The sequence below is a fragment of the Microbacterium oleivorans genome (assembly GCF_001644225.1).
In the GTDB taxonomy this organism is placed as follows: domain Bacteria; phylum Actinomycetota; class Actinomycetes; order Actinomycetales; family Microbacteriaceae; genus Microbacterium; species Microbacterium gawkjiense.
In genome coordinates this window covers 238,088-260,097 of the sequence record NZ_LSTV01000005.1, presented here as the reverse complement: position 1 = coordinate 260,097, position 22,010 = coordinate 238,088, and the positions used below count along the sequence as shown (strand labels likewise).

At 71.8% G+C, this 22,010-nt stretch carries 19 protein-coding genes and 1 pseudogene; 9 read left to right on the top strand and 11 right to left on the bottom strand.

Translation table 11 applies throughout. From position 1 onward, the window contains the following. Positions 1-12 precede the first annotated feature (12 nt). The 5 genes from AYL44_RS12855 to AYL44_RS14725 all read right to left on the bottom strand — a co-directional run bounded on the left by AYL44_RS12855 (position 13) and on the right by AYL44_RS14725 (position 5,012). On the bottom strand, positions 13-2,247 hold the full coding sequence (locus AYL44_RS12855; RefSeq protein WP_157532682.1) for a beta-galactosidase: 2,235 nt from the start codon (positions 2,245-2,247) through the stop codon (positions 13-15). Positions 2,248-2,302: 55 nt separating this feature from the next. Continuing rightward, positions 2,303-2,590, bottom strand: coding sequence for a hypothetical protein (locus AYL44_RS12850; RefSeq protein ID WP_331709489.1), 288 nt, complete (start codon positions 2,588-2,590; stop codon positions 2,303-2,305). Positions 2,591-2,599: 9 nt separating this feature from the next. Then, positions 2,600-3,799: a glycosyltransferase family 4 protein gene (locus AYL44_RS12845; RefSeq protein ID WP_064003677.1), complete on the bottom strand. Its 1,200-nt coding sequence runs from the start codon at positions 3,797-3,799 to the stop codon at positions 2,600-2,602. Next, positions 3,796-4,578, bottom strand: a complete 783-nt coding sequence (locus tag AYL44_RS12840; protein WP_064003962.1) for an ATP-grasp fold amidoligase family protein — start codon at positions 4,576-4,578, stop codon at positions 3,796-3,798. The genes AYL44_RS12845 and AYL44_RS12840 overlap by 4 nt, the downstream gene beginning before the upstream one ends. A 98-nt stretch (positions 4,579-4,676) precedes the next feature. Further along, positions 4,677-5,012, bottom strand: a complete 336-nt coding sequence (locus tag AYL44_RS14725; protein ID WP_064003676.1) for a hypothetical protein — start codon at positions 5,010-5,012, stop codon at positions 4,677-4,679. Between the two features lie 157 nt (positions 5,013-5,169). On the opposite strand from AYL44_RS14725, the gene AYL44_RS12830 reads away from it, so the two are divergent. Beyond that, a complete protein-coding gene (locus tag AYL44_RS12830; protein ID WP_064003961.1) occupies positions 5,170-5,373 on the top strand; it encodes a hypothetical protein in 204 nt (67 codons plus the stop codon). Between the two features lie 65 nt (positions 5,374-5,438). Here AYL44_RS12830 and AYL44_RS12825 read toward each other — a convergent pair. From AYL44_RS12825 to AYL44_RS12815, 3 genes and pseudogenes are all read right to left on the bottom strand, one after another. Beyond that, a pseudogene (locus AYL44_RS12825) lies at positions 5,439-5,585 on the bottom strand (amino acid permease); the annotation flags it as partial. Then, positions 5,582-6,646 carry a YihY/virulence factor BrkB family protein gene (locus AYL44_RS12820; RefSeq protein WP_064003674.1) on the bottom strand — a complete coding sequence of 355 codons (1,065 nt, stop codon included), beginning with the start codon at positions 6,644-6,646 and terminating at the stop codon, positions 5,582-5,584. The pseudogene AYL44_RS12825 and the gene AYL44_RS12820, both read right to left, overlap by 4 nt. 87 nt (positions 6,647-6,733) lie before the next feature. Then, the gene (locus AYL44_RS12815) at positions 6,734-8,116 is read right to left on the bottom strand and encodes a cytochrome P450 (RefSeq protein ID WP_082886209.1); all 1,383 of its coding nucleotides are present in this window, start codon (positions 8,114-8,116) and stop codon (positions 6,734-6,736) included. 227 nt (positions 8,117-8,343) lie between these two features. Between AYL44_RS12815 and AYL44_RS12810 the strand changes: the two genes are divergently transcribed. The 8 genes from AYL44_RS12810 to AYL44_RS12775 all read left to right on the top strand — a co-directional run bounded on the left by AYL44_RS12810 (position 8,344) and on the right by AYL44_RS12775 (position 17,202). Further along, positions 8,344-9,294, top strand: a complete 951-nt coding sequence (locus tag AYL44_RS12810; RefSeq protein ID WP_064003672.1) for a phosphodiester glycosidase family protein — start codon at positions 8,344-8,346, stop codon at positions 9,292-9,294. 3 nt (positions 9,295-9,297) lie between these two features. Then, positions 9,298-10,437 (top strand): GtrA family protein, encoded by a 1,140-nt coding sequence (locus AYL44_RS12805; RefSeq protein WP_064003671.1) that lies wholly within the window; start codon positions 9,298-9,300, stop codon positions 10,435-10,437. After that, positions 10,434-11,054 carry a DUF4956 domain-containing protein gene (locus tag AYL44_RS12800; RefSeq protein WP_064003670.1) on the top strand — a complete coding sequence of 207 codons (621 nt, stop codon included), beginning with the start codon at positions 10,434-10,436 and terminating at the stop codon, positions 11,052-11,054. Before AYL44_RS12805 ends, AYL44_RS12800 begins: the two co-directional genes overlap by 4 nt. After that, the gene (locus AYL44_RS12795) at positions 11,051-11,854 is read left to right on the top strand and encodes a polyphosphate polymerase domain-containing protein (RefSeq protein WP_064003669.1); all 804 of its coding nucleotides are present in this window, start codon (positions 11,051-11,053) and stop codon (positions 11,852-11,854) included. The genes AYL44_RS12800 and AYL44_RS12795 overlap by 4 nt, the downstream gene beginning before the upstream one ends. Beyond that, positions 11,839-13,614 (top strand): carbohydrate-binding domain-containing protein, encoded by a 1,776-nt coding sequence (locus AYL44_RS12790; protein WP_064003668.1) that lies wholly within the window; start codon positions 11,839-11,841, stop codon positions 13,612-13,614. The genes AYL44_RS12795 and AYL44_RS12790 overlap by 16 nt, the downstream gene beginning before the upstream one ends. 78 nt (positions 13,615-13,692) lie before the next feature. Then, positions 13,693-14,421 carry a response regulator transcription factor gene (locus AYL44_RS12785; protein ID WP_064003667.1) on the top strand — a complete coding sequence of 243 codons (729 nt, stop codon included), beginning with the start codon at positions 13,693-13,695 and terminating at the stop codon, positions 14,419-14,421. Beyond that, positions 14,418-15,884 carry a sensor histidine kinase gene (locus tag AYL44_RS12780; RefSeq protein ID WP_064003666.1) on the top strand — a complete coding sequence of 489 codons (1,467 nt, stop codon included), beginning with the start codon at positions 14,418-14,420 and terminating at the stop codon, positions 15,882-15,884. The genes AYL44_RS12785 and AYL44_RS12780 overlap by 4 nt, the downstream gene beginning before the upstream one ends. Positions 15,885-15,960: 76 nt before the next feature. Beyond that, the gene (locus tag AYL44_RS12775; protein ID WP_064003665.1) at positions 15,961-17,202 is read left to right on the top strand and encodes a maltokinase N-terminal cap-like domain-containing protein; all 1,242 of its coding nucleotides are present in this window, start codon (positions 15,961-15,963) and stop codon (positions 17,200-17,202) included. Between the two features lie 25 nt (positions 17,203-17,227). On the opposite strand, the gene AYL44_RS12770 is transcribed toward AYL44_RS12775, so the two are convergent. The 3 genes from AYL44_RS12770 to AYL44_RS12760 form a co-directional block, all read right to left on the bottom strand. Next, complete coding sequence (locus tag AYL44_RS12770) at positions 17,228-17,527, bottom strand: DUF3072 domain-containing protein (protein WP_082886208.1); 300 nt, start codon at positions 17,525-17,527, stop codon at positions 17,228-17,230. A gap of 62 nt (positions 17,528-17,589) precedes the next feature. Beyond that, the gene (treS, locus tag AYL44_RS12765) at positions 17,590-19,875 is read right to left on the bottom strand and encodes a maltose alpha-D-glucosyltransferase (protein ID WP_064003664.1); all 2,286 of its coding nucleotides are present in this window, start codon (positions 19,873-19,875) and stop codon (positions 17,590-17,592) included. Positions 19,876-20,096: 221 nt separating this feature from the next. Further along, positions 20,097-21,971, bottom strand: coding sequence for an FAD-dependent monooxygenase (locus AYL44_RS12760; RefSeq protein ID WP_064003959.1), 1,875 nt, complete (start codon positions 21,969-21,971; stop codon positions 20,097-20,099). Between the last annotated feature and the right edge of the window lie 39 nt (positions 21,972-22,010).

Below are 22,010 nucleotides of genomic sequence, written 5' to 3'. Positions count from 1 at the left end.
CGATCGCCGCCGTCACCGGCGGAATCGACGTCGCTGATCGGCCGGCTGCGCCGTCACCGACCGGACACCCTGCGGGCCGCCCGCGGCGAGACGATCGCGCGCGGCGGGGTGCAGCCAGACCGGCGCGTCGGGGTGCATCCCGAGGACGTGGAACGTCAGGCGGGCCGTGCCGGCGGGGATGCGGAGGATCCACGGCGTCCCGTCCCAGAACCGGTCGCTCAGGATCACCCCGTCGGCCCGGACCACCGCCACGTCGCCGATCCAGTCGACGGTCACCTCGAGCGGGTGCGCCCGGAGGTCCGCCGGGATGTCGACGGTCCACGTGTCGCCGTCGCGCATGACGCGTGCGGTGCCCGGGGCCGCCGCACGGCCGTTCCGCTCGCCGTAGCCGGCGGCGGGGCCCGCGCCCGTCGCCCCCGGTGTGACCGGCAGCGCACGCGCCGGGACGACGTCGGGACCCTCGGGCGGCAGGGTGCGCAGCTGCAGGGCGACCGGATCGAGCCACTGCACGGTGCCGCCGCTGCGCGCCCAGGCCGACACCCCGGTGTCGTCGACGTCGATCTCGTCGTCGCTCACGTACACCTCGTCGCCCACCACCCACACGTCGGCCGCGTGCGCGGCGCTCAGCACGACGACGGCGTCGTCGCCGACGGCCCAGGCCCACACGTCGCCCGCCGCCTGGCGGACCTCGCCCGCGATCTGCACCCGCGGGGCGATGCCCTCCGACGCCAGGAGGACGAGGACGGTGCCGCCCCCGGGTCGGGTGAGCCGCGCGAGCGGACTCGCGGTGGCCCAGTCCACGGTGAGTCCGCCCGCGGCGACACCGAAGGGGAAGCGTGCGATGGTTCCTCGCGGGACGGCGATCGGCTCGTCCGGGAAGACGAGGGTGCGATCCGGCAGCGAGAGGTGGAAGCGCGCAGTGGGCAGGTCGTCCAGGACCTCGTGCGGCTGCTGCCAGGTGACGAAGACGACGCCGAATCGGCCGTCCGAGCGCACGGCCCACCGCGGCGTCGACACGTCGTGGACACCCGACGGGACGACGTCGGGAAGGGTGGAGGGCATGTCCGCGAGCTGCTCACCGAAGAAGCGGAGGAACGCGTGCTGCGTGCGCAGGAGCGCGTGGGTGCGGGTGGGGACGCCGGCGGCGCCGATGGGCGCGTGGAAGTCGTAGTCGAACTCCGGCAGGTCGTTGGGGTACCCCGTGGCCTGCGACTCCTGCAGGTCGTGCGCGGGGTTAAGGCCCCCGGCGTACATGTAGTACCCCTGCCAGGCCGAGCCGTTGCCGATCTTGACGTTCGCCACCGCGGCGATGTCCTCGGCGTCGAGGACCGGCCGGCGGTGGTATGCCGTCGCCATGCCCCCGCCCAGCTCGCACGTCACGGCCGGGAACCCGTCCGGGAGCGAACCCGGCGAGGCTGCGGCCTCGTCGCCCTGCGCTTCGCGCACGTCGGCACCGATGCCCGGGTCGTCCCACACGTGGCGGAAGAAGAAGTGCTCGCGGAAGGTGTCGTCCCAGGGCGCGTCGGCATCCACCCAGAAACCGTCGGCGTACCCGCCGAACATCGGCAGTACCTCGTCCGCGGGCAGCTGCGCCCCGCCCCAACCGGTCGCCATGTACAGCGGCGCGACGAGGCCGGCCTCGATCGCCATCGTCTTCAGCGTCGCGATGTGGTCGGGCTGGTCGTAGATCTCGTTCTCGATCTGGATGCCGATCACCCGGCTCGTGCCGCCGAGACGGCCTTCGAGCTGAGCGCCCAGGGCCTCGAACCACGGGCGGACGAGCGCGAGGTAGGCGGGGTCGTCCGTCCGGTGGGCGACGTCCGCGTCCTGCACCCAATCCGGGAAGCCGCCGTTCCTGACCTCGCCGTGGCACCACGGGCCGATCCGCAGGACCACGTCGAGGTCGGCGCGCACGCAGGCGTCGACGAGGGCGGCAACATCGCGCCCGTCGTCGAACGCGGGCGGCGCGTCCGGCCGGGGCTGGTGATGGTTCCAGAAGACGTACGCCGCGACGGCGGTGAGTCCGCCGGCGCGCATGAGTCGCAGACGTCGATCCCACTGGGAGCGGGGCACGCGCGTGAAGTGGAACTCGCCGGACACCGGGATGTGCGGCCGGCCGTGCCGCAGCAGGTGCCGATCCGTGAGGACGACCGGGCCCTGCGGGTCCGGGGTCATCGGATGCACGCGCCGCGGCGCGTCCCACCCCCGGATCTCGGCGGTGAGCATCGTCGCGTCGGTCGTCTTCACGGGCACCCTCTCGTGCGGCGGCAGGCCGGGCGTTCCAGCCTAGGGCGGGTCCGCGTCACGCCCCGCGCCTCACCGCCGTGGCACGTCGGTCTCCGCCACCACCCCGGACGACGAACGTGTACTCGTCGATCAGTCCCCACCCGGCGAGCGTCGTCGCGAGGGTGACCCCGGCGGTGTAGAGCCCCTTCCCCGGCGCCGCCTTGAGCCGTTCGACGTTCGCGCGCAGGTCGCCGGTGAGGAGCTCGGTGTTCCCGTCGACGGCGTCGAGGGTCGCGGACACGACGTACTTCTTCGCCCCGTCGATGGTCCGCGGGAACGGCTGCGTAACGGAGGGGGGGCGCACAGCGCGACCCTACGCCGGGATGGCCACGCGCGACAGCACCCTGTCGACGGCGGCCCGGAGGTCGGCCGCCACCGGCGCGGGGGCGAAGCGGTCGACTCCTGCAGCGGCGTGCGCCGCGCGGCGGCGGGCGGCGCCCGGGTCGTCGAGCACGGCGGCGAGCGCGGCCGCGAGGGCGTCCGGGGCGGCCGGCGGCACCATGAGGCAATCCGGGCCATCGGTGCAGAAGTCGTCGAATCCGCTGCCGGAGGTGACGACCAGCGGCGCCCCGGCGGCCATCACCTCGACGGCCACGTTTCCGAAGCCCTCCCACCGCGACGGACACATCACCACGTCGGCGGCCGCGACCGCGCCGTACAGCTCGTCGCCCGACACGTGGCCGAGGAACGTCACCCGATCGCGCGCCGCGGACGGCACCCGGTCGAGGAGGGCCGCCCGCGACGGTTCGAAGCGGTCGTCTCCCCCGGCACCGGCCAGCACGAGGCGGGCGGTGGGATGCAGCTGCGCGACCCGCGCGAAGGCGTCGACGCCGTCGACCACGCCCTTCCGCCGCTCGGCGCGGCCGAGGAAGAGGGCGATCGGGCCGTCCGGACCCGGCCAGCCCGCCGGCGGCCTGCGCGTCGCCGCCGCGTGCCGCACCGCCGCGACGTCGATGCAGTTGCGGACGACCTCGACCCGCGGCATCCGTCCCCAGATGCGCTCCGCCCGGTCGGCCATCGCGTGCGAGATCGCGACGATCCCGGCCGAGCGGCGCACCTGCCGCGCCTCGAGGCGGCTCTGCAGCACGACAGCCGGGCGACTCGATGCCGGGAGGTCGGTGAGCCGCAGGCCCGAGATCTCGTGCGCGAGGTCCACGCCTGTTGCGAGGTTCGTCACGAGCGGGGCGTCGCGCGGCAGCAGCGCACCGAGCCCCATCCACTCCGGCACGAGGACGCGGTCGTAGGTGTCGGCCAGGTACGCCCGCCGCAGTGCACGGGGGCGATGCAGGAGCGCCGCGAGACGCGGCATCCCTCCGGTCCGGTGGACGACCAGCCGACGGATGCCGGGAGTCGCGTTCACGTCGACGGGACCCTCCGTGAACACCACGAGGTCGATCTCGGCGCCCTGCGCGGCGAGGGCGGGCAATAGGGCGGCGTAATGCCTGCCGATGCCGCCGGTGTAGGACGTCACGCCGGCGTACTCGGTCGTGGCGACGAGCCAGCGCTCGGTCATCGGTATCGCCTCGGCACCGTCCAATGTCGACCGAACTCCGTGTTGAAGGACTCCGGGTGGAACGGGCTGTCACCGCCGGCGGGGAAGCTCGTCAGTTCGCCGAACACGATGCGGCCGTCGACGTCGTACAGGTCGACGCGCACGAAGTCGGTGTCCGCGCCGAGCGCCTCGGCGACTCGGATCATCTCGTCGAGGCCCGCCGGCCGCGGCGGTGTGGGATCGGCCCACGGCGGACCGCCGCTCAGCGGCAGGTGGGTCCAGTCGCGGTCGAAGAAGTCCTGCGTGCGACCGGCGAAGCGCCCGGCATCCACTTGCACGTACTGCACCCGGCCGTGGAACACGAAGAGCTTGTAGTCGTCGGGGATGCGGTCCGTCGCGCCGCCGAGCATCTCCTCGACGATGATCCGCCGCGGCACCCGGCCGTACACCCACTCCCGGTTCGGGCCTTGCCCGTAGAGCTGCGACAGCCAGTCCGTCGCGAGGCGCACGAGATGCTCCCGCGGGGCGTGCTCGGGCCGGACGTGGCGGTAGACCCAACTGCCGTCCTCGGGCAGTCGCGCCTCCACCGGCGCGGACGGCGAGACGATGATCGCCGCCCCGCTGCCGTGCGTCGGTTTCAGGACGAGCGCGTCGGGCAGGTCCGCCGTCAGCAGCTCGGTCGGCGCATCGAACACGGCGGCATCGGGCAGGTACCGCATGCCGACACGGTCGGCGACGTATTCGCGCACCGCCGCCTTGTCCGCGAAGGTGACGACGAGGGGCCGGTGGTCGCGAAGCATCTTGTAGCGGACCTTGTCGCGGAAAGTGACCGGATGCCGCGTCCGCCACAATCGCCAGGCGCGGACGAGTCGGCTGCGCTCCCGCAGGCGTGCGCGTCTCAGAACGACTCCTCGTACCAGGGGTCGTCCTCTTCGTACGGGTACTCGCCCACCGTCTCGGGCGGGTGCACGAGACGGTCGTTGCGACTGAGGAGGTCCATGACGGAAGCCTCGTCCTCGATCGGCACTGCGGGACCGGTGTGCGGGGTGGTGTAGAGCTGGCTCGCCGGCCCGATGAGCATCGACGAGACGGCAGGACCCTCGACGGTCGAGATGGGGACGGTGATGAGATCGGAAGCTTTCTGCTCGGCGAGGGTCTTCGCGTATCGCATCACCGCGTCCGCGATCGCGCCCGTCGTGACGACGTAACCGTCGGAGTAGTGCAGCTCGAGCATTGCTCGATGGTGCCCGCCGTCGGTCGAGGTTCGAGGGGGGTCGCGCCCCCGGCATCCGTCTCTTACACTGCGGCGTCGCGAGGTGATTCGTCCATCACAGTCGCCGGCCGCTCGCAACCCCCTGCCGCGGCCGTCCTTCGCGGCGGAGCGTGTGGGCATGAGCGAATCCGACGACATCCGACAGCCACTCGACCACCTGCCGAAGAAGGAGGACCGCGACCGCGCGGTCGAGATCGAGGAGCCGTCCTACCCTGGAACGGACTCCCCCCACGGCGGTTCCGCCGCGTCGCCCGCGACGGCCGCCGAACCGGACGAGCCGAATCGGCACGGCGTGGCGAAGCTCCCGCCCACCGGCCGTTGACGCCGGCCTCAGCGGTCCGAGGCCTCCTCCGCCCGTGCTGCCCGTGACCGGAACCACCGGGTGACGGCGAACAGCACCGCGCCGACCTCCGCCGCGAGCACGCCCATGAGGGCGTAGATGCCCGCGCCGAGCACGTCCCCGAGGATGAAGGCGAAAAGCAACGGACCGGTGATGCCCCGCTTCAGGCGGGTGGGGGTCTCGGCGTCCGTCATCGGTCCTCGTCCTCACCGTGGGCGAGGCGGATGCGGCGGCCCTCGTCGATGTCCTTCTGCTCCTTCGCGGCCTGCTTGTCGGACTTCCGCGTGTCGCGGGCGGGCAGCTGGATGTCCTCCTCGGCGGCGATGCCGCCCTGCAGCTGGCGGCCCCGTTCGAGCTCGGCGTCGAACTCCGCGCCGAACAGCAGCACGTTGTTGGCGATCCACAGCCAGAGCAGGAACACGATGACGCCGGCGAGTGAGCCGTAGGTCCGGTCGTAGTTCGAGAAGTTCACGACGTAGAAGGCGAACCCGGCGGTGGCGATGATCATCACGACGATCGCGATGAGCGCGCCGATGCTGATCCAGCGGAACTTCGGCTGCTTCGCGTTGGGGGTCGCGTAGTAGAGGACCGCGACGAGGAACACGACCACGAAGAGCATGACGGGCCACTTCGCGATGTTCCACGCGAGCAGCACGCCGTCGCCGAGGCCCAACGTCTCCCCGATCGCTCGGGCGACGTCGCCCGAGAGGACGAGGCCGAGCGCGACGAGGGCGAGCGAGACCACCGCGACGAGCGTCACGAGCAGCTGCATCGGACGCAGCTTCCAGAACGGGCGCCCCTCCTCGATCTCGTAGATCCGGTTCATCGCCCGGGAGAAGGCCCCGACGTACCCCGAAGCCGACCACAGCGCCACGACGATGCCGAGCGCGAGGGCGAGTCCCGCACCGGGCGACGACGCGATCTGCTGGATCGGGCCCTCCAGCGCGCTCGCCGTGTCGGAGGGCGCGACGTCGCGCACGATGCCGAGCACCGCGTCGGCGGCCGCCTGCCCCTGTCCCACGACGCCGAGCAGCGAGAAGATCGCGATCAGGGCCGGGAAGAGCGCGAGCACCCCGTAGTAGGTGAGGCCCGCCGCGGCATCCGTGCACTGGTCCGCGCTGAACTCGCGGATCGTCTTGCCCAGGACGTACTTCCACGACCGCTTCTTCACGTCGCCGACGGAGTCGGGCTTGCGCGACGCCTCGGGATCGGGCGCGTCGGTGCGTGTCGTCTGCGTGGTGTTCTGCTCGGCCATGGTGGTCCTCCCGGTCGGAGGTCACCCTGCGGTCGACACGGTCCGGTTCAGAGGGGGTTGCACGCGGCCCCGGTTCGTGGCATCGCGTCAGCGGTGGAACGGGCAGCGCGCGCCGGTCGTCGACCCCGCGGGCCGGACGCGTCCACCCGAGCGGGGCTTCGTGGGCATCCGTCGCTCGTTCACTTCAAGTCCGGCGGGCAGAATCGCCAGGCGGGGGTCGCTCAGGGCGCTGATGGATGCCGCGAGCCCCGCGATCGCGAGCTTCTCGCCCGGGCAGCGGTGCCCTGTCGCGACATCCGCGCCCCCGTGCGGCACGAACGCGGTGATCTCCTCGTAGTCGTCGACGCCGACGAAGCGCTCGGGATCGAAGATGTCGGCGCGCTCCCACGACCCCTCGTCGGTGTCGGTGCCGAGGATGTCGAGCACGATGCGCCCGCCGGCGCGGACCGTACGACCGTCGACCTCGATGTCCTGCGTCGCGAAGGCCGGCAGCATCGGGACGAACGGCGACGTGCGGCGGATCTCCTGTGCGAACGCGGTCGCGAGCGGGCCGTCGACGAGCGATCCCCGCTCGGCGACCTCGGCGGCGATGCGCTCGCGCCAGTCCGGGTGCTCCTGCAGCCGCTTCGCGGCGAAGGCGGTGAACCGGGCGACGGCGATCATCGGGCGGAAGCTGTTCTGCAGTTCCACACCCGCGAGGCGAGCGGGCAGCAGCTCACCGGCGCGGTCGCGGTGCCCTGCCCAGGCGGCCAGCGCGGTTGCCGGGTGCGCGTCGAGGCTGCCGGCGCGCACGGCGCGGATGAGACGCTCGGCGTGCCGGTCGGACCACCGCCGATTCAGAGCGGCCAGCAGGTACTCCGGGGAGTACGGCACACCGAATCCGTCGACGATCTGCGCCTGCCGGCGCGCCCACCGCGTCTTCGCCTCGCCGGTGCCGGGGAGCCCCGCCCACCGCATGATTGCGCGGCCCAGGGCTCCGACGGCGGCGTCGTACGCCGACCGCGTTCCGCCGGCGATCCACTCGTCCGCCTCGTGCCGCCACTCGCGCTCGAGGTGCGGGCGCAGCCGGGCGACCTGCTCGTCCTCGTACAGCGCGGAGACGAACGTCGCCTTGCGGTGCCGGTGCTCGTCGCCGTCGAGGCTGTGCACCGAGTCGTGCCCGAAGAGGGTCTCCTGGATGAACGGCGGCATGGCGCCGTGCCGTGCAACCCGGGCGTCGTCGTAGAAGGCTGCGACCCCCTCAGCTCCGCGCACCAGCAGGGCGTCGGAGAACAGCAGCCGCATCGGCGCCGAGCGCGCGCCGCGCGGCACGCGCCGCCAGATGCCCTCGCCGAAGCGGTAGCCGCGGGCCAGGAGAGAAGCGGAGTCGTCGCGCCACGCGGGCCGCGACACGACCCCGAGCGTGGGATCCGCTGCCCGCCCAGCGCGGGTCTGCGGAGCGGCGGTCGTGGACTCAGGAGTGGTCGGCATGCTCCGACGCTCGCAGCGCGGAGCCGTGCCGGCCAGGGGCGTGCGCCCGCGGGACCCGTGTGATACCCCGCGTCACTCGCAGCCGCTGCGAGGGCCGTCGTCGTACCAGACGTCGACATCCTCGGGAAAGACGACCGTCTGACCGTGCTCTACCGGGAGAGCATCGTTAATCCCGTTCTCAGGATCGGTCAACATCCGCCGAACCTCGCGTCCGTACTCCTGGAGGCATGCCTCACACCACGAAACCGCGCCATCTTCGGGCCGCCCTCATCGCCGGCGGCCTCACCGTCGCTCTCGCCGTCGGAGGGGCGACGGCGTGGGCCGCAGACCGCTTCCTCATCGAGCACGTCGAGATCTCCGACGTCTCGGCATACGAGGCCGAGAACTCGGCCGTCGAGCCGACGACGTCGGCAACGAATGCGGCGGGTGTCGTCGAGGGCGACACCTATTCGGACGGCGAGACCACCGTCACCGTGTCGCAGGTCGTCACCGGGTCGGGCGACGACACCCTCACCTACTACGTCGCCGATGTGGTCCTCTCAGAGGCCACCCGGTTGCGCTCCGCGTTCGCGAAGGATCAGTTCGGCGAGAACATCACCGAGACCACGAGCGGGATCGCCGAGGACAACGACGCCGTGTTCGCGATCAACGGCGACTACTACGGCTTCCGCGACACCGGCATCGTCATCCGCAACGGGGTCGTCTACCGCGATTCCCCCTCCCGCGCCGGGCTGGCCTTCTACGCCGACGGAACGGTGCAGGTCTACGACGAGACGGCCACGAGCGCCGACCAGCTGCTCGCCGACGGGGTCTGGAACACCCTCAGCTTCGGTCCCGCACTCGTCGAGGACGGCGCTGTCGTGGCCGGGATCGAGGACGTCGAGGTCGACACCAACGTCGGCAACCATTCGATCCAGGGTGAGCAGCCGCGCACCGCCGTCGGCGTGATCGACGACAACCATCTCGTCTTCGTCGTCGTCGACGGCCGCAGCGAGGGCTACAGCCGCGGAGCGACCCTCACCGAGCTCGCCCAGATCATGATCGACCTCGGCGCCGAGACCGCGTACAACCTCGACGGCGGCGGGTCGTCGACGATGTTCTTCGACGGCGAGGTCGTGAACCAGCCCTCGAACGGCGGCGAGCGCGGCACGAGCGACATCCTCTACATCGCGGAGTGAGCCGTGATCATCCTCATCCCGGCCTACGAACCCGACGTCGCCCTGACCGACCTGGTCGGCGCGCTCACGATCTCCGCTCCCGGCATCCCGATCGTCGTCGTCGACGACGGCAGCGGACCCCGCCATGCCGCCGTCTTTGACGACGTCGCGGCACTCGGGGCGACGGTCCTCGGACACGTGCGGAACCAGGGGAAGGGCGCAGCGCTGCGCACGGGGTTCCGGCACGCGATGAGCGCCTTCCCCGGACATTCCGTGGTCACGGCCGATGCCGACGGCCAGCACACGGTCGCCGACATCCTGAACGTCGGCGCGACCACCGTCGCCGCGGTCGACTCCGGCGCGCCGGTGATGGTGCTCGGATGCCGCGACACCGGCCGACGCGGCAATCCGATGCGCAGCAGGCTCGGCAACGCGGCGGCCCGGGCGACGTTCCGTCTCGCGGCGGGATGGACCCTCTCCGACACCCAGACCGGGCTGCGCGGCATCCCGCCCGTCATGCTGCCCTGGCTGCTCGCACAGCGCGGCGAACGCTTCGAGTACGAGCAGAACGTGCTCCTGCGCTGTCACCGCGACGGGTGGGAGACGTGCGAGGTCCCGATCGAGACCGTCTACGTGGCGGGGAACGCGTCGAGCCACTTCCGCCCCCTGGTCGACACCCTGCGCGTAGGGGTGCCGCTGCTGCTGTTCGCGGCCTCGTCGGTGTTCGCGTTCGCCGTCGACACCCTGCTGCTCCTCGTCCTGACCGCGGTGACGGGAGCCTTCATCCCGTCCATCGTCGCCGCCCGGGTCGTCAGCGCGACCGTGAACTTCGTCGTCAATCGGCACGTCGTCTTCCGTCGCGACGGTACCGGTGCGCTGCGCCGCCAGGCGATACGGTACGCGCTCCTCGCCGGCGCACTGCTGGCCTCGAACGTCGCCTGGATGACGATGCTCACCGCGGCCGGGATGCCGCTGCTCGCCGCCAAGCTCGTCACCGAGGCGGCGCTGTTCGCGCTCGGCTACCTCATCCAGCGGAGCGTCGTGTTCGGCCGCAACCCGCGCGCTTCCCGCCTCGAATCGGCGGTCAATGCGCCTCTTAGGAACGGTGAAGGTGCCGCCACTCGAATGGAGATCGTCACCACATCCCCACGGAGGAACCCATGACCATCGCCTCGATCTCGCTCATCGCGATCGACCTCGCCGCCGCCCTCATCCTCAGCCTGGGGCTCTACTACCGACGCCACCGCCGCCGCGACCTGGTCGTCGCCTTCCTCGGGGTCAACGTCGGGGTGATGGCCGTCGCGACCGTCCTCGGCACCGCCGAGGTCGCGCTCGGACTCGGCCTCGGGCTGTTCGGTGTGCTCTCGATCATCCGGCTCCGGTCGTCGGAGATCTCGCAGCGCGAGGTGGCCTACTACTTCGCCGCACTGGCCACAGGCCTCATGGCCGGCCTCCCGACCGCCGACATCCTGCCCGTCACCGGACTCATCGCGCTGATCCTCGTCGTGATGTGGGCGGCCGACCACCCGCGTCTGCTCTCCCGCAGCCGTCATCAGGTGGTGCGCCTCGACCGAGCCGAGGCCGACGAGACCGCGCTCCGCGCCCTCGTCGGGCAGCGGCTCGGCGGAGAGGTCACCTCGCTGACCGTGCAGGAGCTCGACCTCGTGAACGACACGACCACCGTCGACGTGCGCTACCGCATCGCGGACAGCGATCGCCCCGCGCCCGACTCGACGGGGTCGCAGGTGGACGGCCGCCTCGCAGCCGGAGCGGTCCGATGAGCCCCGACGCCCTCGCCCGCTTCGACGGGGTGAGCCTCGAGGACATGGTGGCCGAGGCGGCACTCCTGGCCCGCGTCGACCGCAAGTACGTCGTGCCCCAGTCCGCACTGGGCGGCCTGCTCTCGCGGGTCGACGAGCGCACCCGCGTCCTCGACATCGGCGGCGCCCGCCGATTCGCCTACGAGTCCGTCTACTTCGACACCCCCGACCTGCTGAGCTTCCACATGGCCGCGCAGCCGCGCCGCCGGCGGTTCAAGCTCCGCACCCGCACCTACGTCGACACCCACGCCGCGTACCTCGAGATCAAGACCCGCGGTGCTCGTGGGACGACGGTCAAGGAACGGTCGGAGTACGACGTCGCCCAGCGCGCCGTCCTCACCCCCGAAGCCCAAGAAGAGGTCGCCGCCGCCTTCGCCACGATCGGCGTCGACAGCGGTCGCGTCGACGAGCTGGATGCGACGCTCGTCACCCGGTACGCACGTGCCACACTCCTCGCCCCTGACCAGTCGTCGCGGGCGACCATCGACACCGACCTGCGCTGGGACCGCCCCGACGGCTCCGGCTTCTCCCTCCCCGATCTGGCGATCGTCGAGACGAAGTCGCCGTCGTCGGCATCCGCCCTCGACCGACTGCTGTGGCGTGCCGGGCACCGTCCCGTCTCGGTCAGCAAATACGCGACCGGACTCGCCGCGATGAGCCCCGAACTCCCCCGCAACCGCTGGGGACGCCTCCTGCGCGGCCCCTTCTCCCCCGCATCCACCACCATCCGAACCGAGGAGCTGCCATGCGCCGCCGCCTGATCCTTCCTGCCGTCCCCCTCGCCCTCGCGGGGCTCGTCCTCGCGGGGTGTGCCGTCACCGGCGTCGCCGCGACCGGCACGAGCGGGACCACATCCACGACGGACGACTCCGCCACCGTCGCGGTCGCCGAGATCGACTCCGACCTCGACCCGACGGCCGTCCTCGCCGCCAACGAGGACGCGACGGTCGTGGGCGACGACGAGTGGTCGGCGGCCGACGCGATCGACGTCACTCTCGAGGGATCGACCGCGACGGCGTCCGGCGACGGCGTGAGCGTCGACGGCGGCACGGTCACCATCTCGGCCGCCGGCGTCTACCGGCTCAGCGGCGACCTCGCCGGATCTGTCGTCGTCGCCGCACCCGACGACGCGCAGGTCGTCCTCGTCCTCGACGGCGTCGACATCACGAACGCCGACGGCGCCGCCATCTCGGTCACGACGGCCGACGACGTCGCCATCTCGCTCGCCGACGGCAGCGAGAACTCGGTCTCGGACGCCGCGAGCTACGACGACAGCGCCGCAGCGAACGCGGCGATCTACGCCGACGCCGACCTGACCATCGGTGGACCCGGTTCGCTCGTCATCTCGGGGAACGGCAACGACGGCATCGCCAGCACGGACGACCTCGCGATCATCGGCGGGACGATCACCGTGGATGCCGCCGACGACGCCCTCCGCGGCAAGGACGCCCTCGTCATCTCGGGCGGAACGCTCGAGGTCACTGCCGGCGGCGATGCGCTCAAGAGCGACGACGACGAAGACGGCACACGCGGGTACGTCTGGATCTCCGGCGGCGACATCAGCGCCACCAATGGCGACGACGGCATCGCCGCGACCACCGATGCCGTGATCACGGGCGGGACGGTGTCGATCAGCGCCGAGGGCGCGGCGGACGCCGGCTCGAAGGGCGTCAGCGCGGGGGTCGTCGTCGCGATCGGCGATGGCTCGGTCGACGTGTCCGCGACGGACGACGGTCTGCATTCGGACGGCTCGATCGGGGTCCTCGGCGGAACGGTCACGATCAGCGCGGGAGACGACGGTGCGCACGCCGAGGCGGCGCTGGAGATCGGTGGCGGCACGGTGACCGTCGGACAGTCGAACGAGGGACTCGAGGCGACCGACATCACCATCAGCGGTGGGGACGTCGCGGTCACGGCCTCCGACGACGGACTCAACGGCAGCGGGGACTCCGCATCGGACAGCGACGGCCAGGGCGGCATGGGCGGGGGCATGACCGACACCGGTGAGACCATCACGATCTCGGGCGGCACCCTGACGGTCGATGCCGGCGGTGACGGCATCGACTCGAACGGCTCCGTGACCGTGACCGGCGGCGACATCGTCGTCTGGGGTCCAACCTCGTCCGGCAACGGTGCGCTCGACAGCAACGGGGGCTTCGATGTCTCCGGCGGCACGCTCCTCGCCGTGGGCAGCTCGGGCATGGCCGAGTCGCCCGATAGCGGCAGCGCGCAGGCGTGGATCGCGGCGACGGTCAGCGGCTCTGCCGGCGACGAGATCCAGATCACGGATGCCGACGGCACGGTCGTCTTCTCCACTACGGCGGAGAAGGAGTTCCAGACCGTGGTGTTCTCCTCGTCCGACATCGACGCCGACGGGACCTACACGGTGTCGGCGGGCGCGACGTCGGTCACGGTGACGGCGGGAGAAGCCGTCACCGGCGGGATGGGGGGCGGAATGGGCGGCGGCCCCCGCGGCGGCACCGCACCCGACGGTGCCGCCGGCGCCGGCGAACGCTCCTGATCCCGCGCGACCGTGCGGCGTGCCTTTCCGGGCCGTCGCACGGTCGCATTCCCCTCTCGAACACGGAAAGCTGATGCCATGAACGCCACCCGCCCGACCCCGATGACCCGCATCGACGGCTCCCCGATCCGCGTGCTGGTCGTCGACGACGAGGCGAACCTCAGCGATCTGCTCCGCATGGCGCTGCAGAACGAGGGGTGGGACGCCCGCACCGCCGCGAACGGCCAGGAGGCCCTCACCCTGGTGCGCGAATTCGGCCCCGACATCCTCGTGCTCGACATCATGATGCCGGGCATCGATGGCATGGAGGTGCTGCGCCGCCTGCGCTCCGCCGGCAACGACGTTCCCGTCCTCTTCCTGACGGCGAAGGATGCGGTCGAGGATCGCATTGCCGGCATCAGCGCCGGCGGCGACGATTACCTGACGAAGCCCTTCAACCTCGAGGAGGTCGTCGTCCGACTGCGCGCGATGGCGCGTCGTCACGTGGCCGCGGCCGCCGCGGCCGAGACCCGTCTCCGGGTCGGAGACCTGACGCTCGACGAGGAGACGTACGAGGTGGAGCGCGGCGGCATCCCGATCAAGCTGACGGCGAAGGAGTTCGAGCTGCTCCGTTACCTCATGCAGAACCCCCGGCGGGTGCTCTCCCGTGCGCAGATCCTCGACCAGGTGTGGAGTTACGACTTCGGCGGCACGTCGAGCGTCGTCGAGATCTACATCTCCTACCTCCGGAAGAAGATCGACACCCTCGGCGAACCGCTGATCCACACGGTGCGGGGCGTCGGGTACACGATCAAGACGGCCTCATGACGGGGGCGGCTCGCAGCGGACGGCGCCGCTGGACGCTCCGGCGCACCCTCGTCGTCGGCACCGGTGCGCTTGTCGCGATCGCCCTGCTCGTCACGGGCCTGGCGACCTCGCTCGCTCTGCGGACGTTCGTCTACGACCGGCTCGACGGGCAGGTGCTGGAAACCCTGCAGATCGTGCGCGTCGGCGGGGGGATGCCGGGGGGCTCGTTCCCGTCCGGCGGCGCCTCCGGTGACCGCGAAGGTCCCGCACCGCGCATCGGGTCGCTGCACGCCGTGTTCGCCTCGGACGGTTCGGTGGTGTCGTCGAGCTACACGGGCGACGACGGCCAGGAGACGACGCTCGACGAGAGTCAGCTCGAGGCGATCACGCGCGCGGAGCTCCCCTCGCGCACACCCGAGACGGTCGACCTCGGCGAGGGCCTCGGCGAGTTCCGCCTCGCCGCTCAGGAGGAGAACGGGATGCGGGTGGTCGCCGGCATCTCGCTCGACGAGGTGACCGCCACGACATCCGCCCTCACCGTGATCCAGGTCGCCGTGGCCGGCACGGCACTGCTGCTCGTGCTCATCGGGCTGTCGCTCGTCGTGCGCCGGACGCTGCGCCCTCTCGACCGTGTCGCCGCGGTGGCCGACCGCGTCGCGGCGCGCCCGCTCGCCATCGGCGAGGTCGAGATCCCCGAGCGCGTGCCCGACCGCGACACCGATCCCGCGACCGAGGTCGGTCGGGTGGGTCATTCCCTGAACGTCCTGCTGGCCCACATCGAGTCGGCGCTGACCTCGCGCCAGCACAGCGAGGATCAGCTCCGGCGCTTCATCGCCGATGCCAGTCACGAGCTGCGTACGCCTCTCGCGTCGATCCGCGGGTACGCGCAACTCTCCCTCGGCGAGAACGCGCCGATGACACCCACCCAGCAACGCGCCTTCGACCGGATCGCCTCGGAGTCCACCCGCATGGCCGACCTCGTCGAGGACCTGCTGCTGCTCGCGCGGCTCGACGCCGGTCAGCGGCTGCGCCGCGAGAGCGTGGACCTCACGATGCTCGCGATCGACGCGGTCAGCGACGCCCATGCCGCGGACCCCACGCGGACGTGGCTGCTCGACCTCGGCGACGACGACACGATCGAGGTGACCGGCGACGAGAATCGGTTGCGTCAGGTGGTGGCGAACCTCCTGCGCAACGCGCGCACCCACACCCCGTCGGGGACTCGCGTGGTCCTCGCCCTCCGGCTGGACGGCGAGGACGCGGTGCTCCAGGTGACCGACGACGGACCCGGGATCGCGCCCGACATCCGTGACACGTTGTTCGAACGGTTCGCGCGGGGCGACGTTTCGCGCAACCGGGATGCCGGGAGCACCGGGCTCGGCCTGTCGATCGCCGAAGCGATCGTGGCCGCCCACGACGGCTCGATCGGTGTCGAGAGCACCCCCGGACACACCGCGTTCACCGTCCGCCTGCCGCTGGCGTGACCGCCGTCCCCTAACGCGTCGACGAAACCTCGTCCACCCCTTCCGCGGGGCGGCGCACTCGGGCCAGGGTGGACGTGTGGAATTCGACGACGACCTCGGTGCCTGGGTGGCACGGCAGCGCTGGTATGCGGGCAAGAGTCACGATCCGCAGTTCCGCGTGCTCGACACGCAGTCCGTGACGGGGGCGACCCGCTACCTCCTCATGGACGACGCCGGCGCGGTGCCCACGCTCTACAACGTGCCGCTCGCCGAGGTGAGCGACCCCGGCGACCTGGAGGTCGTCATCACGACCGCGGAAGGGCGTGCGGTGGTGGATGCCACGCGGCATCCCGCCTTCACGGTCGGCCTCCTCGCGGACATGGGTGTCGACACGAGCCGCGTGACGGGCTCGCGTGTGCTCACCGGCGAGCAGTCGAACACCTCGATCGTCTACGACGTCGACGGCGCACCCGCCATCATCCTCAAACTCTTCCGGACGCTGCATCACGGCGAGAACCCCGACGTCACGGTGCAGCGCGTGCTGAGCGAGGCCGGTTCGCCGTACGTGCCGCGGTTCTACGGCAGCGCGGATGCCGAGTGGCCCGACGTCGGCCGCGACTCCGGCACGGCACGCGGGACCCTCGGGTTCGCGCAGGAGTTCCTGCCCGGCGTGCGCGACGGGTGGGCGATCGCACTCGACGCCGCCCGCGAGGGCCGCGACTTCACCGACGCCGCCCACGACCTCGGGGTCGCCGTCGCCGGGGTGCACGGCGCGCTCAGCGACGCCCTCGAGTCGATGGACGCGTCGCCCGACCAGCTCGCTGCGGTGGGCCGCGCCTGGCGCCGACGCCTGGCGATCGCCTCCGCCGAAGTCCCCGCCGTCGCCGACCGGCTCGCGGCGATCGACGCCGTGTACACCGCGGCGCTCGAGCGCCCCTGGCCGCGACTGCAGCGCATCCACGGCGACCTCCACCTCGGACAGGTGCTCGCCGTGCCGCACGGCGGCTGGCGGATCGTCGACTTCGAGGGCGAGCCGCTGCGACCGATGGCGGAGCGGGCGATCCCCGACCTCCCGCCGCGCGACGTGGCCGGAATGCTGCGTTCCTTCGACTACGCCGGCGCCGTCGGCGCGGGACCCGATGCCGCGGCCTGGGCGGCGGCGTGCCGCGAGGCCTTCCTCGCCGCGTACACCGCGGCGCCGGGAGCGATCACCCTCGACCCGGTGCTGCTGCGCGCACTCGTGCTCGACAAGGCGGTGTACGAGTCGATCTACGAGGCGCGCAACCGGCCCGACTGGCTGCCCGTGCCGCTCGCCGGCATCGACGCCGCGCTCGCCTGAAAGGCGGGCGCGACGCCGCCACCGGTCAGTCCGAAGCGCCGCGCCCGGTCGCCTGCTGCAGACGGTCGATGTGCTCGGAGGCCTGCGCCTTCGTGAGGTCGGCGGGGATCTGCTCGCCCGCCTCGCGCGCCAGAGTGTCGAGGTAGCTGCGCTGCGCGCCGGTCATCGGCTCGTCGCCGGTGACCCACTCCTCGGGGTCCTTGACGGCGGTGTCGCCGCTCGGGCCGCCGAGCATCTCGCCCGACTGCCCGGTCTCGGGCGGAAGCGCGTGACCCTCGGCGGGGTCGGTGGTGTCGTTCTCGATGGGGGTGGTCTCGTCGCTCATGGGACGACGCTACGCAGGGCGCCGGACATCGCCGGGGGGCTTGCGCGCCGGCATCCGCTCCGTCAGTCCTCCTCGGCCTGCGGCTCGAGCAGCAGGAACCGGGCGCCGTACGCGGGCAGCGACACCGAGAAGCTCTGCAGGTCGTCTACGCGACCGATGACCTCGTCGGCGGCCGCGTCGCGGACCTCGCTCTGCGGGGTCAGGTGCTCCGACCGCACGGTGCCCTCGATGGGCTCGGCCGAGAAGTTCAGGACCGTCACCTGGATGGGGGCGTCGGCCTCCGGCATCCCCTCGTCGAGGCGATGGACCAGGACGAGCATGCCGGCGTGCGCGACCTCGGGGATGTCGACCTGCGTCGCCGTCGCCACCCCGTGCGCGCGGCGCAGGTCGATGATCGCCGACAGGCGCGACGCGAACGAGTCGGGGTCCTCGAGCTGCGCGGGCAGCGGACCATAGAGCGCCCGGCCGCGCGGCATGCCCGAGGTCGAACGGGTCGCGCCCGGGTCGACGTCGAGCAGGTCGTGCGCGCCCCGCTCGATCCAGCGGGTGTCGCCGGCGCCGATGAGGTCGGCCACCTCGTCGGCGGGCAGCGTCAGCATGCCGACGAGGTCCCAGCCCGAGAGCCCGAACACGCCCGGCTGCCACGCGTTGTACGCGCACAGCAGGAGGTGCGCGTCGCGGATCGCGGGGACGTCGTCGTCGGTGATGTCGTCGAGGGACGGGATGCCGCGGGTCGCCGCGATGAGCGACGTCGTCGTGCAGGCGATGCCGTTCTGCGTGAACACGCGGTTGTAGTCACCGGCATCCACCAGTTTCTCGGTCAGCTCCGCGCGGATGACCTCGGCGAGCTCGCCGCCCGTGATCGTCTCGCCGCGGAAGCCGTACTCCTCGTCGGCGTGGCGGGTCGCCCAGTGGACGAGCTCGTAGGTGAGCTCGTCGTGGTTCTGCAGCCCGTGCACGAGCTGCACCGGCGCGACGCCGAGCGCGAGCGACGAGGTAAGCGCCAGCCGCAGGAACTCGGTCTGCCCGGTGGCGAGGGCGTGGTGGTATCCCGGCCGTCCGATGAAGTCGTACGACAGGTCGGCGCCGACGGCACCCGTGTCGCGGATGTCCTCCATCGTCAGGTTCAGCTCCTGGAACGTGAAGCCGCCGACCTTGCGCACCATGCCCGCGATGATGTGGTTCGCGGCGTGCGAGAGCGGATGCCCCTCCGACCACGCCGGCAGACCCTCGGCGCTCTTCTCCACACCGAGGAATCCGTTCGCGTCGAGGCGCAGCGCGCTCGTGCCGAGCTCGCCCAGCGAGTGCAGGGCGTCGCCGATCACGAGGCGCATGCCGGCGAAGGTCGGGTCGAGCCAGTTGATCGAGGGCTGACCCTGCTTGAAGTAGTGCAGGTACACCCAGCGGCGGGTGACCCCGTCGGGACCGATGGCCGGAGCGGTCGCGCTCCAGTTCGTCTCCTTCACCCCGGGCGTGTAGAAGATGACGCGCTGCAGGGCGCCGATGATGTACCCGTGCTCGGCGAGGGTGTGCTCGGTCGCCGGATCGAGGTTGACGCTGTCGTAGCCCTCGGGGACGTCGGGCAGCAGGTGCCAGTCCTCCGGCGGGATCGCGACCATGTGGTAGATCCCGGGGTAGTCCTTGAACCCCATCTCGGCGAGGCGGAAGTCCGCCCCCTTGCCGGTGTGTCCGGGGACGATGTCGTCGATGATGCTGCCGCCGTGCGAGTCGGCCACGTCGCACAGCGCGCGGAACTCGTCCTCCGTGCCGAACGCGGGGTCGATCGCCGTGCTGATGCGGTCGAAGTGCCCGTCGACGCTGGGGGTCTCGCCCCATCCCTCGATGCCGCCGGCCCGCTTGACGGGACCGGTGTGGATCGCCGTGATGCCGATCCGCTCGAACACCGACCAGAGCTCGTCGTCGCCGAGGGCCGACAGGAACGACTGGCCCGGGCGCGTGATGAGCGAGATCGGGTACGCGGTGAACCACACGTCGCTCGTCGCGATCGCCCGGCGCGCGTCGGGGCGCGCGTAGGCGTTGCGCCACATCGTGGGCTGTCCCGAAAGCTGGCGCGCCAGGACGTCGGCATCCTTCAGCATCGACTGACGCACCAGCCACTCGACGTACGACGGGTTCGTCCCGTTCGCGGTGCGGGGATCGGTGCGGATGCGGCGCACGCTGCTGCCGCGCAGGTTGTCGCGCGGGCGGAGCCGACGCGGACGGGCGGGGTAGCGCTGCTCGTCGTAGCTGATCTCGGGCATCTCGAGATCGCCGTCCTCCGCGGCGAGCGCCGACAGGTCGATGGGTCCGGTGTAGAGGTCCTCGGGTCGGTCGTCGTCACGCGCCATGGCTCCACGCTACGAACTCCGCCCCGTCGCCCGGAAGGGGTGGTGCCGAGTTTCTCGCCGCGATATGGCGCCGCGTCCGGCCCGCCCGAACGCCGAAGCGTCGCAGATGGTCGCTCCCCCACCGCTCGCGCGACCATCTGCGACGTCTCGACGCCGCGACCCGGCGCGAAGTGCGGCTTCGGGGCCGGGATGGGCGCAGGTCGCGTCGGCTCGACCCGACGTCAGCCCGCGAAGGCGCGCGAGAGGAAGGCGTCGAGCTCGGCGGGCGCGTCGAGGGGTAGGACGGCGGCGACGTACTGATCGGGGCGTACGACCACCACGGCGCCGCGGGGGTCGATGCCGCGCTCGGCGAAGATGTCGACGGAGTTCCAGGCGCCGGGCCCGGCCGCGTAAACCTTCTCCCAGTCCATGAGGCCGAGCGGGCCGGTCCGCGGCCGGAAGACCTCCGGCACCGCGAGCAGGTCCACCTCGTCGTACGGCTGCGGGTACACGACCTTCACGTCGAACACCGCGTCGACGTCCGCGCCGGCGGGCGTGAACCGCACCAGCGGGGAGTCGGCGGATGCCGCCCACTCCGCCCACGTGCCCAGGGCCGCGGCATCCGGGTCGGCGAAGGCGTAGACCCGCCACCGTCCGTCGGCGCGGGCATGGTGGCCGAGGTGCACGACGTTGCCGTCGCCCACCCGGGTCACCGGGACCGACGCGAAACGCTTGCCGACGGGGTAGCCCTCGGCGAGCGCCTGGTGCCGGTCGTCCGCGACGATCGCCGACGGCTCGTAGCGGGTCATGAAGCCCGACGGGAACTCGGCCGTCGCGAGGTAGTAGTTCGCGAGGTCGTCGGGGTCCGAGATCTCGTGGGGCTTGCGGGCCATGAGCGAGGACCACTCGCGGTCGAAGTCGATGAGCTGCTGCGCGACCGGCTGGCGCTCCCCCGAGTACGTCGACAGGAGGGATGCCGGGGCCAGCCCGGTGAGCACGTGCCCGAGCTTCCAGCCGAGGTTGAATCCGTCCTGCATCGACACGTTCATGCCCTGCCCGGCCTTCGCGCTGTGCGTGTGGCAGGCGTCGCCGGTGAGGAACACGCGGGGTGTGCGGCCGTCGCCGTCCTCGACGTCGTCGAACCGGTCGGTGACGCGGTGCCCGACCTCGTACACGCTGTGCCAGGCAACCTGCTTCACGTCGATCGAGTACGGGTGCAGGATCTCGTTCGCGCGGCGGATGATCTCCTCGATGGGGGTGCTGCGCACCGCGCGGTTGTCGGTGTCGGGCACCTCGCCGAGGTCGATGTACATGCGCGAGAGGTACCCGCCCTCGCGCGGGATGTGCAGGATGTTGCCCGCCTCGGAGGTGATCGCGCACTTGATGCGCCAGTCGGGGAAGTCCGTGTTCACGAGCACGTCCATGACGCCCCACGCGTGCGCCGCGAACCGCCCGACGTGCCGCCGTCCGATCGCCTCGCGCACGCCGCTGCGCGCCCCGTCGCATCCGACGACGAACTTCGCGCGGATCGTGCGCTCCTCGCCGGCCCGCGCACCTTCGACGTGGCGCACCCGCACCGCGAGCGGGTACTCGTCCGCGTCGTCCCGGGTGATTCCGACGAACTCGACGCCGTAGTCGGGGCGGATGCGGCCGGGACCGAGCGCCGCCGCCTCGGCGAAGTAGTCGAGCACACGCGCCTGGTTGACGATCAGGTGCGGGAACTCGCTGATCTTCAGCCCGTAGTCCTCCGTGCGGCTGGTGCGGCGGATGCGCGACGGGTCCTCCGGGTCCGGGCCCCAGAAGTTCATGTACCCGATGTTGTAGGCCTCGGCGGTGATCCGCTCGGCGAACCCGAACGCCTGGAACGTCTCGACGCTGCGCGGCTGGATGCCGTCGGCCTGGCCGAGGGGCAGCCGCCCGCCGCGCCGCTCGATGATGCGCGTCGAGACCGCCGGGAACTGCGACATCTGGGCGGCCAGCAGCATCCCGGCCGGTCCCGACCCGACGATCAGGACGTCGGTCTCGTCGGGAAGCTCCTCGGGTCGGTCGATCCCCGTGCCGGCGGCGCTCTCGACGCGAGGGTCCCCGGAGACGTAGCCGTGGTGGTGGAACTGCATGGTGCTCGCTTTCGGGAGGACGGTCGGACGCGGCATCCG